The sequence below is a fragment of the Clostridium phoceensis genome, from assembly GCF_001244495.1.
GTDB classification, from domain to species: domain Bacteria; phylum Bacillota; class Clostridia; order Oscillospirales; family Oscillospiraceae; genus Lawsonibacter; species Lawsonibacter asaccharolyticus.
Window position 1 is genome coordinate 171,212 of the sequence record NZ_LN866274.1, and the last position, 17,341, is coordinate 188,552.

Sequence of the window (17,341 nt, forward strand, 5' to 3'; positions counted from 1 at the left end):
CCGCCCGCCGCAGGCGCGTCACGCGCCCGCGGCGGGCCCTTTTATTTTATTAATGCGTAATCCTACTCTTCTTTTACCCCCTATCCTCCCGGGGCAGACGCACCGGAAGGAAATCCACACTAAAAGTCAAAATGGAAGGCGGCACTTTATTGAATCGACATTGTAGACCTTCCCTGCTATAATCAGTCTATACGATAGACAAAGGGAGGGTCTACAGGATGGTGGTGCGGAAAGAAGTCTGTCTAACTCAGAGCGAATGGTATGTGATGGATTGTCTGTGGGAGCATGCGCCTCAGACAGTGATGCAGCTGGCAGCCCGGCTCTCCCAGCGGGCAGGCTGGGCCAAGGACACCACCATCACCACTCTGGAGCGGATGGAGGCCAATGGACTGGTCCGCAGCACGCCCGTGGGCCAGGACAAGCAGTACCACCCCTGTGTTCGGAGGGAGGAGGCAGCAAAGTCGGAGGTCCGCTCCTTCCCAGACCATATCTATCGGGGGAGTATGGGGCTGATGGTGTCCGCCATGGCGGAGGGCAGGCAGGCCATCCAACAGCGGGTGGCCCGGCTGGTGAAGGGGGACCGCCCCCAAAAAGCCGCTCTGGCCGCAGCGGCGGTGCTCCTGACGCTGGCGGCGGTGCTCGCCTTCGGGGGCGGTCCCCCCTCCCCATACAGCTACGCCGGGTATGCGGCGGCCGTGGAGGACGCTCGGTCCATCCATCTCACAGCGCCGCCAGTCTCCAGCGCGGGGTATCCTCCCATAGAGGAGGAGGGTGCCCTGGAGGAGGCCCGGTCGCTCCTGCTTCAGGCGGTAGAGTATGACGACAGCAGGGATGCGACAGCTTTCGGGTTCTCGGACATGGCTCCATATTCCTATCAACTGGCCCTCTCCATGAGGGAGGACTGGATGTATTTCTACCTCTATCCCTCATCCAACGGCCCGGTCTATGTCCTGCCCTATCTGGACGGGACGGCCAGCGGGGCCGTCCCCGTGGCTGCCCTGCCCAGCAGCACCATTCCTCAGCTCCTCCGTCTCTCAGCTCAGTCTCCCTCCATTCAGACCCAGGATGACCTGCTCTCCGCCATCCGGCAGGCCGACGCTGTCCAGTGCTGCAAGGGGCGCGCTTACAGCAGCACTGCGCCCCTCATCTCCTCCCCAGAGGCCAGGGCACAGCTGGTCACCTTCCTTTCCGGCGGTGGGCACCCCACCGATTCCGTGAACTTTGACCCGGATACTGTTCCCTTTCTCCGCATTTCCGGCGGGCCAGGAGACGGCGTAGTCTTCTATCTCGCTGAGCAGGAGCGGAACTGCTGTCTGATCCTTGCCCAAGAGAACGGTCCGCTTCCCCTGGCCCTTCTCCCCAGCGGAACTGCCCAATGGGTCCAGGAGCTGTCTTGGCTCCAGGACCTCTCCACCGTGGCTGCTCAAGCCCATTCCTTTGTGGCATACTTCGGCTCTCTCACCGGACGGTACGCCTCCATCCGGGACGCCGTCCTGGTGGAGGAGGTGCGGCAGCTCTTGTCCTCCAGTAATCCCCAGGACGGTACCCTGGACCCTGTGGAGCTGTACTATGACTCCTGCCTGATCTTCTGCGGCGAAGGCGGTGGGGAGCTGGGCCGTCTCTCCCTGTCCAGCAGGGAAATGTGCCACGCTCTGGTGCAGATCAGTGACCGGCAGGAGGATCGGGATCGGGCCGCTTGACAGCCACTGTCTCCTGGCCTCGCGCCTCTTGTGTGGGCGTAAAGATATCCTGACGCCACCCCGTCCGCCTCCCCCCGGCCCTTGTGCCTGTGGGAGGCGGCATATTTTCCCCCTGTTGTCAAATTGACGGATTTCCGGCATAAAAAAGTCGTATTTCCTGCGTTTTCAGCCGTTAAGAATCCGTTAAGATTGTTGTAAAGTTTTTGCGCCTGCACTATCATTAGAAGTGATTATTTTGGGTCCTTATGGCGTCCCAACGGTAGGAGTTTCTTGATTTATGAGTCTGCGCATCGGTATCGACATCGGCTCCACCACAGTGAAAGTGGTGGTGCTGGATGAACAGAACAAGCTGCTGTTCCGCTCCTATGAGCGGCACTACTCCAAGACCCGGGAGCGGGCCTGTGAGACCTTGAAGTCCATCTCGGGCCAGCTCAGCGGCCAGCGGGTCAAGCTGGTCATCACCGGCTCCGCCGGCCTGGGGGTGGCCAAGGCTGCCGGCCTGGACTTCGTCCAGGAAGTGTACGCCACCGCCGCCGCGGTGAACACCTACATTCCGGACACCGATGCCGTCATCGAGCTGGGCGGCGAGGACGCCAAGATCATCTTTTTCGGCGGCGCGCTGGAGGAGCGGATGAACGGCTCCTGCGCCGGCGGGACGGGCGCCTTCATCGACCAGATGGCCACCCTGATGAATGTGTCGGTGAACGAGCTGGACTCCCTCTCCCTGAAGCACGAGAAGATCTACCCCATTGCAAGCCGCTGCGGCGTGTTCGCCAAGAGCGATATCCAGCCCATCCTGAACCAGGGCGGTCGGAAAGAGGACGTAGCCGCCTCCATCTTCCAGGCGGTGGTGGACCAGACGGTAGCCGGCCTCACCCAGGGCCGGGAGCTGAAGGGAAAGATCGTCTTTCTGGGCGGGCCCCTCCACTTCCTGATGGGCCTGCGGCAACGTTTTGTGGAGACCCTGAAGCTGGACGGGGAGCATGCCGTCTTTCCGGAAGACGGGGACTGCTTCGCCGCCATGGGCGCGGCCCTGTGCGCCACCGACTACGAGCCCGTCCCCTTTGAGGACGCCCTGAAGCGGCTGGAGGAGAGCCGGGAGACCAACACCTCGGCGGACACCATGCCCCCTCTCTTTGACACGCAGGAGGAGTACGACGCCTTTCTGGCCCGGCACAATGCCAGCCGGCCCCCAGAGGCGGACATCCACACTTACGCCGGCCCCGCTTGGCTGGGGATGGATGCAGGCTCCACCACCACCAAACTGGCCCTCATCACCGCCGACGGCGGACTGCTCTACACCTACTACCACTCCAACCTGGGCAACCCGGTCTCCATCGTCCTGGAGCAGCTGAAAAAAATCTACGAGCTGTGCGGCGACCGCATCCAGATCAAAGGCGCGGCGGTCACCGGCTATGGCGAGGACCTGATCAAAAACGCCTTCTCCTGTGACCTGGGCCTGGTGGAGACGGTGGCCCACTACAAGGCCGCCGCCCACTTCAACCCCGATGTGGATTTCATCATCGACATCGGCGGCCAGGACATGAAGTGTTTCAAGATCCGCAACGGCGCGGTGGACTCCATCATGCTCAACGAGGCCTGTTCCTCCGGGTGCGGCTCCTTTATCGAGACCTTTGCCAAGGCCCTGGGCTCCAACATCGCCGACTTCTCCAAGATGGGCCTGTTTGCCAAAAAGCCCGTCAACCTGGGCTCCCGCTGCACCGTGTTCATGAACTCCAGCGTCAAGCAGGCCCAAAAGGACGGCGCCAGCGTGGAGGACATCTCCGCCGGCCTGTCTATCTCCATCGTGAAAAACGCCATCTACAAGGTCATCCGGGCCGCCTCCGCTGACGACTTAGGCCAGCACATCGTGGTCCAGGGCGGGACCTTCCTCAATGACGCGGTGCTCCGCTCCTTTGAGCGAGAGCTGGGGCGGGAGGTGACCCGGCCCACCATTGCCGGCATCATGGGGGCCTTTGGGGCCGCTCTGGCCGCCCGGGACCTGCACCTGGAGCGGAGCGCCCTGCTCTCCTCCCAGGACCTGGAGAAGTTCACCCACACCGCCAAGCCCGCCACCTGCGGTCTGTGCACCAACCACTGCTCCCTCACTGTCAACACCTTCGACGGCGGGCGGCGCTTTATCTCGGGCAACCGCTGCTCCCGCCCCCTGGGGGAGGAGCCCCACCACCTGCCCGACCTGATGCGGTACAAGTATCAGAAGCTCCGTGCTCTCCACGGCAAGGGGGAGGGGGACGGTTCCCGGGGCCGCATCGGCATCCCCTTCGGGCTGAACATGTACGAAAATCTCCCCTTCTGGTTCACTTTCTTCACCAAGCTGAACTTTGAGGTGGTCCTCTCCCCTGAGTCCTCCCGCAAGCTGTATCTCAAGGGGCAGCGCACCATCCCCTCCGATACAGTGTGCTACCCCGCCAAGCTGCTCCACGGCCACGTGGAGGCCCTGGTGGAGGCGGGGGTGGACGCCGTCTGGTACCCCTGCATGTCCTACAACAACGACGAGGGCATCGGAGACAACCACTACAACTGCCCGGTGGTGGCCTACTACCCCGAGCTGATCGCCGCCAACGTGCCCTCTCTAAAGCAGACCCGTTTCCTGGACCCCTATGTGGGCCTGTGGCGGCACAAGGACTTCGGCAAGCGCATCGCCCAGCTGATGCATCAGGAGTTCGGCATCCCCAAAAAGGAGTCGGCAGCCGCCGCCCGGGCCGCCTACGAGGCCTATGAGGCCTACGTCCACGACGTACGCGCCACCGGCAAGGAATACATCGACTACGCCCGCTCCCACGGGCTGAACATCATCGTGGTGTGTGGCCGCCCCTATCACATCGACCCGGAGATCAACCACGGCATCAACGATCTGATCACCTCCTTCGGCTTCGTGCTGGTCACGGAGGACGCCCTGAGCTATCTGGAGGGCTACGCCCCCCGGAAGGTGCTCAACCAGTGGACCTTCCAGAGCCGGATGTACAACGCCGCCCGGTATGTGTGCACCCAGCCCGACATGCAGGTGGTCCAGCTGGTCTCCTTCGGCTGCGGCACCGACGCCATCACCACCGACGAGATGCGCTCCATTCTGGAGGACGGGGATAAGCTGTACACTCAGCTGAAGATCGACGACATCAGCAACCTGGGCGCCGTCAAGATCCGCATCCGCTCCCTCATGGCGGCCATTGATGCGCGAAAAGAAAATTAGAAATCAGAAATGAGGGAACTGGGACCGATCCGCTCCGGCGGGACCGGTTCAAACGCGCCGGCGCAGCCGGCCCCCTCAATTCCTGACTTTTCGTTCCCCATTCCTGATTTTATTGCGACTATCGGCAGAAAGGGATTTTGATATGGCGAAGCTAGTATATGACGACACCGGCCGTCTCCTCTTTACCAAGGAGATGAAGGAGGAGTACACCATCCTCATGCCCCAGATGCTGCCCGTCCACTTCGGGATGTTCCAGCGTCTGCTGGAGCTGGAGGGCTACAAGGTGGATATGCTCACCTCCAACCACCGGGGCATCATCGATGAAGGGCTCAAATATGTCCACAACGACACCTGCTACCCCGCCCTGCTGGTCATCGGACAGCTGATCGACGCCATCAAGCACGGCGGCTATGACCCCCACAAGGTGGCCCTGTTCATCACCCAGACCGGGGGCGGCTGCCGGGCCTCCAACTACATCCACCTGCTGCGCAAGGCGCTGGAAAAAGCGGACCTGGCCTTTGTGCCGGTGATCTCGGTGAATCTGTCCGGTCTGGAGAAAAATCCCGGCTTCTCCCTCACTCTCCCCATCATCCGCAAGATGGTCTACGCCATGATGTACGGGGACATCATCGTCAATGTGGCCAACCAGGTCCGGCCCTATGAGCGGGAGCGGGGCACCACTGACGCCATGGTCTCCACCTGGCAGGGCCGGCTGATCCAGGGCTTCCAGCAGGGTAAGGGGATGAGCCGCGGCCAGATGCGGACCAACTTTGACGCCATCTGCGCCGACTTTGCCTCCATCCCCGTCACTGGGGAGCAGAAGGTGCGGGTGGGCGTCGTGGGTGAGATCTATGTAAAGTTCTCCCCCCTGGGCAACAATAATCTGGAGGACTTTCTGCTCTCCGAGGGGGCCGAACCCGTGGTCCCCGGCCTCACCGATTTCATGATCTTCAAGATCTACAACCGGGTAGTGGACGTGGATCTGTACGGCGGCAAGTGGATCAAGAAGGCTGCCTGCCAGCTCTTTATGAAGTACATCGAGGCCTGTCAGAAGGACATGATCCAGGCGCTGGAGCGCTCCGGCCGCTTCCGTGCACCGGGCACCTTCCAGGACCTGCACCGAATGATCCAGGGCTATCTGGGGGACGGCAATAAGATGGGAGAGGGCTGGCTCCTCACCGCCGAGATGCTGGAGCTCATTCACACCGGCACCCCCAACATCGTCTGCACCCAGCCCTTCGGCTGTCTGCCCAACCACATCGTGGGCAAGGGCATGCTGCGCAAGCTGAAGGACGACTATCCGTACAGCAATGTGGTGGCTATCGACTACGACCCCGGCGCCACCAAGATCAACCAGGAGAACCGCATCAAGCTGATGCTGGCCAACGCCAAGGCGCTGGCCAAGCAGCAGGGCGGGGAAGCCCCCGCCGCCGCCCGGGAGGCGGCCCCCACCCCCTCCTCCTACACCCACGCCGGGGCCCACGCGTAAATTCTATCTTCCAGAGGGCGGAGCCACATGGCTCCGCCCTCTTTGGGAGAAAAACAAGGCGTCTGAGCGAGAGCTCAGACGCCTTGCCTGTTTCCTCGTACGGAATTCACGTCTCCGGGTCCCAGATCCCCTGGGAACAGTCCAGGTCTGGGTCCAGCTCTTCCACCAGCAGGGCCAGCCGCTCCTCTCCTTCTGGGAGCCCCGCTTGGGAAAGCAGGTCCGCCATACCGTCCTCCGGCGCCTCCAGCCAGACCCGCTGGGCATACCGCTCCAGCAGCTGGGCCGTCTGGCCGCCGGGACTCTCCTCCCCCTCCAGCACCGCCCAGGTGCTCCGAAGGGCCAGCCGCGTCCCGTAGGGCTCCAGAGCCGCCTCCGCTCTGGCGAGGAACTCCTCCACCGGCTGAGACAGGTGCTCCAGGTCGTAGGCATCCCCCTGCTTGATATAGCCCAGATTTCCCTCCGCCGGATAGCCCCAGTTGTCCAGCAGGATCTCGTCAAAGCCCAGCTGGGCCAGCTCCACCATCAGAGCGACCAGATAGTCCTGGACCGCCTGACTGGCTGGGCTGCTCCACCGCAGCTCCTCCGGATCGGTCCACCGGTAGCCGCTGTTGGTCCGGATGGCATATGTCTCATCCTTGGCCAGGGCGTGGTCCCGGAAGCAGGACAGGCGGGCCACCGTGTACAGCTCCCCGCTGTTGAGGGCCTGGAGCTGGCGGTTGATGTCCGCCTGTCCGGCGTTGACCCCCGCCGAGGCGGCCATGGCCAGCTGGGAGACGAAGCCCAGCTGGCCCCGGTCTGTCTTCATGTCCAGCAGGACGCTGTTGGCTCCTGCCTGGGCGGCCAGCGCCTCCGCCGAGCCGTCCTCCACCGCTGAAAGGGGGACAGTCACCGCCGCCAGAAGGGGCTCTCCCTCCTCCGGTGTCTCCTCCGGCTGGGAGGCGGCGGGCTCTACCGCCACCCGGAAGTCCTCCGGCTCCTGGGCCGGTCCCTCCTTTTGAAAGAAGGGCAGCTCCAGGTGATAACCCCCGTCGTCGTAGACGATGTATTTCTGCGCCATCCACACTCCGGCCACGGCCAGCACCACCAGTACCGCCAGGATCAGGGCTACGGTCTTCAACACGTCTGTGGTGCTCCTCCGTCCCCGGTAGGAGCCGTACACGAACCGCTTCCCGCGCATCACGGACCTCCTTTCCCACCCACCCGGCGTGAAAGGGGTCCGCCCTCTCCCTCGGGGGGTCGTCTCATTTCAGTATGCCGCCTTTCGGCGGCGCTATTCCCTCTCTCCCGCTCCCGCGGTCAGATCACGATCCCGCCGTTGGGCTGGATCACCTGTCCGGTGAGGAAGGGGGCGCCGCCCCCTGCCAGGAACCACACGCTCTCCGCCACCTCTTCCGCCGTGCCGATCCGGCCCAGGGGGGTCTCCTCCGCCAGAGCGGCCAGGGCCTCGCTATCCAGTCCCCCGTTCATCTCCGTGTCGATGACCCCGGGGGCCACGCAGTTGACGGTGATGTGGGAGGGCCCCAGCTCCTTGGCCAGCGCCTTGGTCAGGCCGATGACCCCCGCCTTCGCGGCGGAATAGGCCACCTCGCAGGAGCCGCCAGTGACCCCCCACATGGAGGATACGGTGACGATGGCCCCCCGCTGCCGGCGGACAAAGCCGGGGACCGCCGCCCGCAGGGTGTAGAACACCCCGTCCAGATCCACCCCCATCACCTGGCGCCACTGCTCGTCCGTGGTGTCGGTAAGCAACTGCTGGGGCAGGGCGACCCCTGCGTTGCACACCAGGGCGTCCAGGGGGCCCAGCTGTTCCTCCGCCGCCCGGACCAGAGCGGCCGCCTGGGCCGGGTCAGACACATCGCCGGGCAGGAGGGCGGTCTGTCCCCCGGCGGCGGCGATCTCTGCTGCCAGGGCCTCCGCCCGGCCACGGGAGGTGCGGTAATTCACCCCCACACGCCAGCCCTCCCGGGCAAAGCGGCGGGCCACCGCCGCCCCGATGCCCCGGGAAGCTCCGGTGATAAGCACAGCCCTGTCCATCGCCTCTCCTCCTTACAGATTGCTTTTGAAGTTCCCCAGGACCCGCATCTCTGCGGATGCCTGGGACAGCTCCTGGAGGGCACCGTCCATCGCCGGGTCCGCCAGACTCCCGTCAAACTCCAGGAAGAACAGATACTCCCAGCTCCGTCCCGGCAGAGGGCGGGACTCCAGCTTCACCAGGTTCAGCCCGTGGACGGCAAAGATGGTGAGTACCTCATGGAGGCTGCCCACCTCGTCCGGAAGGCTGAGGACCGCGGAGATCTTGTCCGCCCCCTCCCGCAGCTCCATCACCGGGGAGACCACCACGAAGCGGGTGGTGTTGTTGCTGTTGTAGTTGACTCCCCGGGCCAGAATCTCCAGGCCATACAGCTCCGCCGCCCGGCTGGAACAGATGGCCGCCTTGGTGATATCCCCGGTCTGGGCCACATACTGAGCGCTGCCCGCCGTGTCCCCGTGGGCCACCCCCACCCAGCCGGGATGCCGGGCCAGGAAGGGCTCGCACTGGAAGAGCCCCTGCTCGTGGGAATAGACATGGGTGATGGTATCCAGGGTAGCCCCATGGGGAGCCATCAGGCAGTGCTCTACCTTGACGGTATTCTCCCCCACGATGTAGCACTCATACCTGCCCAGCAGCTCGTACACCTGGCGGATAGCCCCGGTGGAGCTGTTTTCGATGGGCACCACGCCGTAGTCCGCCCCGCCCTGGGCCACTGTCTGGAACACCTCTTCAAAGGTGGGCAGGCCCTGGCACCGGCAGTCCTCTCCAAAAAAACGCAGGGAGGCCATCTCGCTGTATGCCCCCGCCACGCCCTGATAGACCACCCTGGGTCTCTCCACCGGCTGCCGCGCGGCGGCCTCGGCCCTCCGGCATCGGCTGTATCCCGGACCGGGATCGTTCCCTCCCACCCGGCGCCGCAGGTCCCGGCGGCTGAGGGCCAGCACAGTCTCAAACAGGTGGGCCAGCTCTAGTTTCCGGCCCTCATCCAACGTCTCCGCCGCTGCGCTCCGGAGCACCTCCAGCTCCCGCCGGGGGTCCATCAGGGGCAGCCCCAGCTCCTCCTTGCAGGCCCCGATCCGGCCGGTCACCTCCATGCGCTTCAAAAACAGCTCCGCGATCTGATCGTCCAGGCGGTCCACCTCTTGCCGCAGGGCGGCCAAACAGTCTTCCATTTCCGCTCCTCCTTACCCAAACACGCCCTGGACCAGGGCCATATACAGGATCGTCCCTCCAAAGATGGAGAGCAGATCGTTCCCCTTCCACAGATGGAGGAGGACCACCGCCCCGCAGGAGAGGAGGGCGGGTACCCACCCCGCCGGGGTGGCAAAGCTGACGCCCTTCAGGCAGTAGACGATCAGCATGGCCATGATGGCCGGGGGCAGCACCCGCCCCAGATAGAGCACCGCCTTGGGGGGCTCCTCCCCCCGGTCAAAGAGCAGGAAGGGCAGCAGCCGGGTGGCAAAGGTCACCACGGCCATCACCAGGATCAGGAGCAGATCCCGTGTGGTCTCTCCGTTCACAGCGTCCGCTCCTCCTTTCCTGTCCCGGCCTTGTGCAGGGCCTGTCCCTCCGGCATTTTAGGTGAAAATACCAGCAGGGCGGCCACGATGACCACCAGCGCCAGGATCAGCATATTATCCTCCCCCGCCAGCCGCAGGCTGGCCAGGGTGGCCAGGCAGCCGATAGCAGCTGGCAGATGGTTCCGGGTCCCCTTCCATTGGCCCACCGCGATGACGATGAAGAGGGCGGTCATGGCGAAGTCTACTCCGGTGGTGTCAAAGGACAGGGCACTGCCCAGCAGGGAGCCCAGAACCGTGCCCAGCACCCAGTAACTGTGGTCCATCAGGGCAATGGCCAGGTAGTAGTCCTTCTCCCGCACCCCCTCCGGCGCCTTGGCGGACGCCAGCAGCGCATAAGTCTCATCAGTGAGGGAAAAGATCATATAGAGCTTCCGCAGCCCCATCCCCCGGAACTTTTCCAGCATAGACAGGCCGTAGAACATGTGCCGGAAGTTCAGCAACAGGGTCATCAGAGCCGTCTGAAGGGGGGAGGCCCCCGCAGCCAGCAGAGTCACCCCCATGTACTGTCCGGCCCCGGCATAGATGATCAGGCTCATCAGCAGGGCCCAGAACACATTGTATCCCGCCGAATCCATCATCAGGCCGAAGGCCATCCCGATGGCCAGATAGCCCATCAGCACCGGAATGGTGACATGGAAAGCGGCGGAGAGGACGTTTCGATCCATCTCTTTCATTCACCCCATAGCGGTGGTGCCGTCTGCTGAGACGGGGCAGCACACACCTCCGCCGGGCACCAAGTTTGTTGCGTTCCACATTTTACTCGTTTTTGGCCGGATACGCAAGGGATTTTCCCACTTTTTCCGCCATTTTCCGGGAACGGGCCCGTTCCTTTCTTTTCTCCTGTACAGATGACATAAAGATTCACAAATTTTCCCTTGTTTTTTCCGTCCCATTCCTTATAATAATTCGTAATCAGCAGCATCCGGGGAGTCCAAGGACGGGGCGCTCCGGGCGCCAATCTCATAAAAAAGTGAGGCCCCAGCTTTGAAAACCATGCTTTTTCTCTACAACCCCACCGCCGGCAAGGGGCGGGTGACGGCCGATCTGGCCGCTGTTCTGGATGTCTTTACCAAGGCGGGCTACCTGACCACCGTCTATCCCACCCAGGGGAAGGCGGATGCCACCCGCATCGCCGCCGAGCTGGGCGGCCAGTTCGACCGGGTGGTCTGCTCCGGCGGGGACGGCACGCTCAGCGAGACGGTGTCCGGCCTGATGCAGCTGGACCATCCGCCGGTGCTGGGTTACATCCCCTTTGGCTCCACCAACGACTGCGCCACCACCCTGCGCCTGCCCCGGGACCCGGTGAAAGCCGCCCAGACCGCCTCAGAGACCGGCGTTCCCCGCCCCTGGGATATCGGCAGGCTCAACGGCCGCCCCTTCGTCTATGTGGCCGCTTTCGGCGCCTTCACCGAGGTATCCTACGACACCCCCCAGGATCTGAAAAACACCTTCGGCCATCTGGCCTATGTGATGGCGGGCATCGCCTCCCTCCCCTCCATCACCCCCTACCACCTGAGGATCGAGTGCGACGACCAGGTGCTGGAGGACGATTTCTTTTACGGAATGGTGTGCAACACCATCTCCGTAGGCGGAATGAAGGCCCTGCCTACAGACCGGGTGGTGCTGGATGACGGGCTGTTTGAGGTCATTCTGGTCCGCAAGCCCACCAGCATCACCGACCTCACTGACAGCCTCCAGGCCCTTATCCGACAGGAGCCCCCCCAGTCAGGGGCCGTGCTCTCCTTCCACGCCTCCCATCTGAAGTTCACCGCCGAAAAGCCCATTCCCTGGACGCTGGATGGGGAGTACGGGGGCAGCCACGAGATCAACGTAGTGGAGAACTGCCGCCAGGCCCTGACTGTGATGCAGGGGGACTGAGCCCCCTTTCTTTCTCAAAGGAGCCCCGCTCCGCCGGCCATGGTGCCGGCGGAGCGGGGCTCCCTCCTTTTTGATGCGCTTATTCCCCAGACAGCGGGACCAGGTCCCCAACTAGGCTGACTGCCCGCTGGGCGCTCACGCCCTGTTCAAAAGCGAGAGCATGGCTGTATGTCCCGTCCTTCCACGCGGCCAGATAGGTCCAGTCCCCATTCCCCTTGATGGTCACCATCTGTTCTCCCGCACTCTGGCTCCGTTCCCAGCCGTAGGCAGTGTAGCTGCCGCTGACCTCCTGGCTCCCCCGGGCCACCCGATAGCTGATGCCCTCCGGCCAGTTCAGCTGGGCCACCGCTCCGCTGATCACCTGGATCTTTTCAGGGGCTCCCAGCTCCCCGGGAGCTTTCAATGGGAACCCCACCGCCTGCTCCGCCTCGGCTGCGGTCTGATACTCCACTGCCCCGCCGGAGGGCGGTTCGTCCTCCGCGGGTGGTGCGCCCTCTGTCCGCAGGGCCACGGTCCCCCCCTCCATCGTCACGGTGCAGGAGAGCAGCTGGAACATGGAGGCGGGGACGTAGGTACGTCCCGCCACCACCACCGGCGCCGCTCCATAGTGCTCCGGCGAGGTCGCCCCGATGGAGGACTTGCTGGCGCAGGCATAGCGGTCCAATCCGTAGGTCAGGTTCATGACCTGATCCTCATTTTCGATGCGGGTCCCGTTCTCTTCCGGCAGCCAGGTCACAGTCCATCCCAGGGCCTGGGCCACCTTCCACAGCGGGAGCATCACCTGTCCGTTCTCCTGGTAGGGCGCGGCGGGCGCCTCGCTCAGGTCCAGGCAAACTCCGTCCAGCGTCACCCCGCAGGCCGTGGAAGATGTCTGGCCCGCCCCGGCGGCCGGAGCCTCCCCGCCCTCCACAGCCCAGACGGGTACGCTCAGCAGGGAGGCACACACCGCGCCGGCCAACAGCCGATTCCATTTCATAGTCGCGTTTCCTTTCCTGGTATCCAAAGTGTTCCTTCTATTTGTATAGACGACCCGACACGGGATTTTGTTCCATCCCGGACCGTTTATTTTTTCGTCCCCGCTCCTCCATACTAATGGGACACACACCCACTGTCAAGGGCGCAGCCGCAGATGTCTCTCTTTTCCAGTGTACTGATTCTGCCGGACCTGGGGGCTCCCCGTCTCAGAAGAGGCTCAGCTGCTCTAGTCTCCGCTCCTGCCTCCGGCCCGCCTGCTCTTGGGCCACGCCCTGCGGCAGGCTGTCCAGGAAGGGAGAGGGTCCGCCCCCGGCGCTGAGGATCAGCTCCTCCCGGGCCCGGGTCATCCCCACATAGAGCAGCCGGCGCTCCTCCTCCAGATCCGCCGGACGGCCGGGCATCTCAAGGGGAAGCGTGCCTTCTGTCAGTCCCGCCACAAAGACGGCAGGAAACTCCAGTCCCTTGGAGGCGTGGAGAGTCATCAGCCGGACAGCCCCGGACTCCCAGCCCCGGCCCGCAGCCCGGCGCACATCCGCCTCCTCCCCCAGAGTGAGGGCCTCCCAGAGGGAGCGGAAGGCTGGGTAGAACACCGCCGTATTCCGCAGCTTCTCCAAGGCCGGCGAGGTCCCGTACCGCTCCTCCCAACCCTCTACCAGTTTCCATGGCTTCTCCTTCTCCACCGCTGGCTCCCACTCCTTCACCCGGTCCAGCCAAAGCTCCAGATGGCCATAGCCTCGGACCGCCTCCTCCAAGGCCGCCAGGTCTGCCCCCTGTGTCCAGAGGCGGCGGGCCCTTCCGGCCAGGTCGGCGGGACAGTCCCACAGAAGGCCCAGCGCGGTCTCCAGGGCTGCAGGGTCCGCCGGGCTTTGGAGGGAGCGGAAGAAGGCCAGCACTCCCCGCACCTGGCGGTCCTCCAGAAAGTCCTCCCGCCCGCTGACCACACAGGGGATGTCGTCGTGACGCAGGCACTTCTCCACCAGCTCCAGCTGCCGATGGGTGCGGCAGAGGACGGCGATGTCAGAGAAAGCCCGCACTGTCCGCTCGTGGCCCAGGGCCTGGGCCTCCAGCATGTCCACCCCGCCGGTCATACGGCCGATCTCCTTGGCGAGAAACACCCCCTCAGAGAAGGCATCCGGGCTCCTCACCATCCGTACCGCCGGGCCGGAGGGCCGGTTGGGGCGCAGGCGGCGGCAACCGCCCGGATTTTTCTCGATCACGGGGGCGGCAGCCTCCAGCACCTCCGGCGTGGAGCGGTAGTTCTCCACCAGCCGGATCTCCCGCAGCTCCGGCCGTTCCGCCCGCAGGCGCTGGAAACACTTCCCGTCCGCCCCCCGGAAACCGTAGATAGACTGGTCCGGGTCTCCGATGACAAAGAGCGACCCGCTGGCGCTCCAGGCCCGGACCAACCGGTACTGGGTCTCGTTGATGTCCTGGAACTCGTCTACCAGCAGGTGCCGGAAGCAGGTCCGGCCCCCAGTGTCCAGCGCCAGCGCCCGGATGAGCAGGTCATCAAAGTCCAGCATCCCCCGCTCCTCCAGCCGGGCACAGTAGGCCTGCCAAATCTCCTCTTCCAGTCCAGCCGTCTCCAGAGACGCGCCGTTTTTTACCCGGGACACCCCCTGGAGCAGCGCCCGTGCGCTCCCCTTCCGGCCCAGCACCCGGAGGGTCTCCTCCGCCAGGGACAGGGCCTCCCCTTGGCCGATCAGCCCCACATCCCCCAGCAGAGCCAGGCAGATGGCATGGAAGGTCCCGATAGTCATGCGGGAGGCGGCCCGCCGCCCCAGGCGCTCCTCCAGCCGCTGGCGCATCTCAGCGGCTGCCTGGTTGGTGAAGGTCACCGCAGTGATCTCCCCCGGCCGGACCCCCCGCTCCTCCACCAGCCACGCGATTCGGTCCACCAGGGTCTTGGTCTTGCCTGTGCCAGGTCCGGCCACCACCGCTACGGTTCGCTCCTCCGCCGAGATGGCCGCCTGCTGCTGGGGATTGGAGCGCTGGAGGCCCTGCTCCCCCTCCCGCTCCGCCGCCTTCGGCCGCTTTGGGAGCTGTCCCCGCTTTTTCTCCCCCTGTTTTGGGGTCTCCTCTGCCCCAAACAGGGAGACCTGTCCGCTCAGGCGCTGGATCTCCGCCGGGGCAAGGAGGGAGATGGCACCGTATTCCCCGTCAAACCCGGGGCGGCGCTCCACCTGCCCCAGCCGCAGGCGCCGGATGCCCTCCGCCACGCAGGGGCCCGCTTCCCGCTGCAGGTCCTCTATGGGGACGTCCCGCAGGATAGTGAATTCCGGCCCCAGGGTCTGCAGCAAGCGCTCATACTGTTCCAGGGTCTTTTTCCCGGCGGCCGAGCCGCCGGTGGAGGCGGCGATCACCTCCGGCAGGGGGGCCAGGCTCTCGAAGGGCTTGGCTTCCTCCGGCCGGAAGCCCGCCGGCCGGTCGGCCAGCTCCTCCACCCGGTGCTCCACCCCGATGGTCAGCTTTTTCCCGCACACCGGACACAGTCCGCCCCGTTCCGCCGTCTCGGCGGGGGTGAGGCACACCCCGCAGTTCCGGTGTCCGTCCAGGTGGTACTTTCCCTCCTCCGGGAAGAACTCCAGGGTGCCCAGAAGCCCCTCCCCGGTGCGGATAGCCTGGACCAGCTCCGGATAGGAGAGGCCGGTGTCCAGCAGGTCGGCCTCCCGGCCCAGCCTGGAGGGGGAGTGGGCATCCGAGTGGGACAGAAGGCTCAGCCGGTCCAGCGCCGATACCCGCCAGTTCATGGGCGGGTCAGAGGACAGTCCGGTCTCCACTCCGTGGATCTGGTCCGCCAGGTCTCCAAAGCACTCCTCGACGGTGTCAAAGCCGGAGAAGGCACCGAACATGGCAAAGTGGGGCGTCCAGATATGGGCGGGGATGAATTCGGCCTCTGGGCAGGTCTCCAGGGTCAACTCCAGCAGATCCCGGCTGTCCAGCCCCAGAATGGGGCGGCCGTCCGAGTGGATGTTGCCGATGGTCTCCAGCCGGACGGACAGTTCTTCCGCCGCTTCCAGGCTGGGGAGGAGGATCAGGTTGTGCACCTTCCGCGTCCGCCCGTGGCGCTTGTAGATGCAGCTGATCTCCCCGGTGACCACGAAACGGGGGGCGGCCCCGGGCGCAGTCCCCTCCATTGTCAGCCCCTCCCGCAGGGCATAGACCCCCTCCCCCGCGGGGACCAGCTGCTCCCGCATCTCCGCCCGCCAAGCCGGATGGGTGAAGTCCCCTGTCCCTATCAGCTGGATGCCTTTGCGCCGGGCCCACCAGTCCAGGTGGGGCAAGTCGCAGTCCCGGCTGGTGGCCCGGGAGAACCTGGAGTGGATATGAAGATCAGCAATATACATGGATGTCCCCCTCTTTTCACAAGGATCCCCTCCATTATACTGTTTTTCTCTCTCCGGTGCAATGCACGGGCCGGCTTTCTCCCCCTTTTTCTGTCATATTCCGGGAGTTGAAGACACTCCCTCCTCTCTTCTCTCCATCGCCCGCTGCACATCGTTGGACAGGATCTCCAAAAATTCCGATGCGGTGGGCGGCCCGTCCAGGGGATACCCCGCCATCTCCCGCAGCAGTTCCGGGTTGGTCCGCCACGCGATCTGCACCGCAGTGCGGATGTTCCGCTCCACCGCGGTCCATTTCCGCCCGCAGCGGCTGCCCACTTCCCAGTAGATCTCCTTGGTCACTGCCTCCAGGCTGTCCTCCTGGTCCACCGCCAGCTGAATGGCCATTACGATGCGGCCATAACAGCGGCATCGCCTCGTGATCCCCAGGGCGCGCAGTTCCCGTCGAATTACATTTATTTCATTCATCGACATTTCCTCCCAATTTAGTTTTAAGGAAATCATACGACAAAATGGAAGCAATTATATCAAATCCGACGATATGCGCTTAGATTCGTTTATATTCGACACTCGCTGTCCACATTCCCCCCTTTTTCTGCACCTCCTGCCCCCACATTCCTGAATTTTTATTTCCACCTATTTTGGGGGCTGGAAAATCGCTTCCTTTCATGCTATCCTCTGATAGGGATCCTTCTCTGTCCCCCCTGCCGCCTATCAGAAAGGAGCAATCATGCGGACACAACTCTGGCAGCTGGCCTGCCTCTATTGGACCACTGCAAACCTGCTGGCCTTCGCCCTGATGGGGCTGGACAAGCGCCGGGCCCGCCGGGGCTGTTGGCGCATTTCGGAGAAGGCCCTGTTCTTCTTTCCCGTCCTGGGCGGTTCCCTGGGGGGGATGCTGGGGATGTACTTTTTCCACCACAAGACCCGCCACTGGTATTTTCGGGCAGGCTTCCCTCTCCTGTTTCTGTTCCAGGCGCTCCTGCTCTTCTTTCTGTGGCGGTGGCTGGCGCCCTGATATGCCTGGAGCAGGCTGTCCCCGCTGTGCGCACGTCTTGTCCACTCACGACAGGCAAAGTTCACACTTGCAGGACAAGTCGTATTTTTTCACATACATGCCGCCGAAAAAGCA

14 protein-coding genes are annotated in these 17,341 nt (G+C 64.0%); 5 read left to right on the forward strand and 9 right to left on the reverse strand.

The genetic code is table 11. From position 1 onward, the window contains the following. Positions 1-218: 218 nt before the first annotated feature. From BN1969_RS16920 to BN1969_RS01695, 3 genes are all read left to right on the forward strand, one after another. Complete coding sequence (locus tag BN1969_RS16920) at positions 219-1,700, forward strand: BlaI/MecI/CopY family transcriptional regulator (RefSeq protein ID WP_077138672.1); 1,482 nt, start codon at positions 219-221, stop codon at positions 1,698-1,700. Positions 1,701-1,977: 277 nt separating this feature from the next. Beyond that, complete coding sequence (locus BN1969_RS01690) at positions 1,978-4,911, forward strand: acyl-CoA dehydratase activase (protein WP_050622700.1); 2,934 nt, start codon at positions 1,978-1,980, stop codon at positions 4,909-4,911. Between the two features lie 142 nt (positions 4,912-5,053). Continuing rightward, positions 5,054-6,400, forward strand: a complete 1,347-nt coding sequence (locus BN1969_RS01695; protein WP_050622701.1) for a 2-hydroxyacyl-CoA dehydratase — start codon at positions 5,054-5,056, stop codon at positions 6,398-6,400. Positions 6,401-6,506: 106 nt separating this feature from the next. On the opposite strand, the gene BN1969_RS01700 is transcribed toward BN1969_RS01695, so the two are convergent. The 6 genes from BN1969_RS01700 to BN1969_RS17755 all read right to left on the reverse strand — a co-directional run bounded on the left by BN1969_RS01700 (position 6,507) and on the right by BN1969_RS17755 (position 10,934). Beyond that, on the reverse strand, positions 6,507-7,577 hold the full coding sequence (locus tag BN1969_RS01700) for a putative glycoside hydrolase (protein WP_050622702.1): 1,071 nt from the start codon (positions 7,575-7,577) through the stop codon (positions 6,507-6,509). A gap of 119 nt (positions 7,578-7,696) precedes the next feature. Beyond that, positions 7,697-8,434: an SDR family NAD(P)-dependent oxidoreductase gene (locus tag BN1969_RS01705; protein WP_050622703.1), complete on the reverse strand. Its 738-nt coding sequence runs from the start codon at positions 8,432-8,434 to the stop codon at positions 7,697-7,699. Positions 8,435-8,446: 12 nt separating this feature from the next. After that, the gene (locus BN1969_RS01710; RefSeq protein WP_050622704.1) at positions 8,447-9,604 is read right to left on the reverse strand and encodes a bifunctional chorismate mutase/prephenate dehydratase; all 1,158 of its coding nucleotides are present in this window, start codon (positions 9,602-9,604) and stop codon (positions 8,447-8,449) included. 12 nt (positions 9,605-9,616) lie between these two features. Further along, positions 9,617-9,952 carry a branched-chain amino acid transport AzlD family protein gene (locus BN1969_RS01715; protein WP_077138673.1) on the reverse strand — a complete coding sequence of 112 codons (336 nt, stop codon included), beginning with the start codon at positions 9,950-9,952 and terminating at the stop codon, positions 9,617-9,619. Beyond that, positions 9,949-10,677, reverse strand: coding sequence for an AzlC family ABC transporter permease (locus tag BN1969_RS01720; RefSeq protein WP_050625358.1), 729 nt, complete (start codon positions 10,675-10,677; stop codon positions 9,949-9,951). Before BN1969_RS01720 ends, BN1969_RS01715 begins: the two co-directional genes overlap by 4 nt. A 5-nt stretch (positions 10,678-10,682) precedes the next feature. Next, positions 10,683-10,934 (reverse strand): hypothetical protein, encoded by a 252-nt coding sequence (locus BN1969_RS17755; protein ID WP_147576970.1) that lies wholly within the window; start codon positions 10,932-10,934, stop codon positions 10,683-10,685. Positions 10,935-11,005: 71 nt separating this feature from the next. On the opposite strand from BN1969_RS17755, the gene BN1969_RS01725 reads away from it, so the two are divergent. After that, complete coding sequence (locus tag BN1969_RS01725; protein WP_082203640.1) at positions 11,006-11,890, forward strand: diacylglycerol/lipid kinase family protein; 885 nt, start codon at positions 11,006-11,008, stop codon at positions 11,888-11,890. Positions 11,891-11,969: 79 nt separating this feature from the next. On the opposite strand, the gene BN1969_RS01730 is transcribed toward BN1969_RS01725, so the two are convergent. From BN1969_RS01730 to BN1969_RS01740, 3 genes are all read right to left on the reverse strand, one after another. Next, positions 11,970-12,866, reverse strand: a complete 897-nt coding sequence (locus BN1969_RS01730; protein WP_050622706.1) for a stalk domain-containing protein — start codon at positions 12,864-12,866, stop codon at positions 11,970-11,972. A gap of 205 nt (positions 12,867-13,071) precedes the next feature. Further along, positions 13,072-16,212 (reverse strand): UvrD-helicase domain-containing protein, encoded by a 3,141-nt coding sequence (locus BN1969_RS01735; protein ID WP_050622707.1) that lies wholly within the window; start codon positions 16,210-16,212, stop codon positions 13,072-13,074. A 93-nt stretch (positions 16,213-16,305) separates the two neighbouring features. Then, positions 16,306-16,677, reverse strand: a complete 372-nt coding sequence (locus tag BN1969_RS01740; RefSeq protein WP_077138674.1) for a sporulation initiation factor Spo0A C-terminal domain-containing protein — start codon at positions 16,675-16,677, stop codon at positions 16,306-16,308. A gap of 262 nt (positions 16,678-16,939) precedes the next feature. On the opposite strand from BN1969_RS01740, the gene BN1969_RS01745 reads away from it, so the two are divergent. After that, positions 16,940-17,227 carry a DUF1294 domain-containing protein gene (locus BN1969_RS01745; RefSeq protein WP_050622709.1) on the forward strand — a complete coding sequence of 96 codons (288 nt, stop codon included), beginning with the start codon at positions 16,940-16,942 and terminating at the stop codon, positions 17,225-17,227. Positions 17,228-17,341 lie beyond the last annotated feature (114 nt).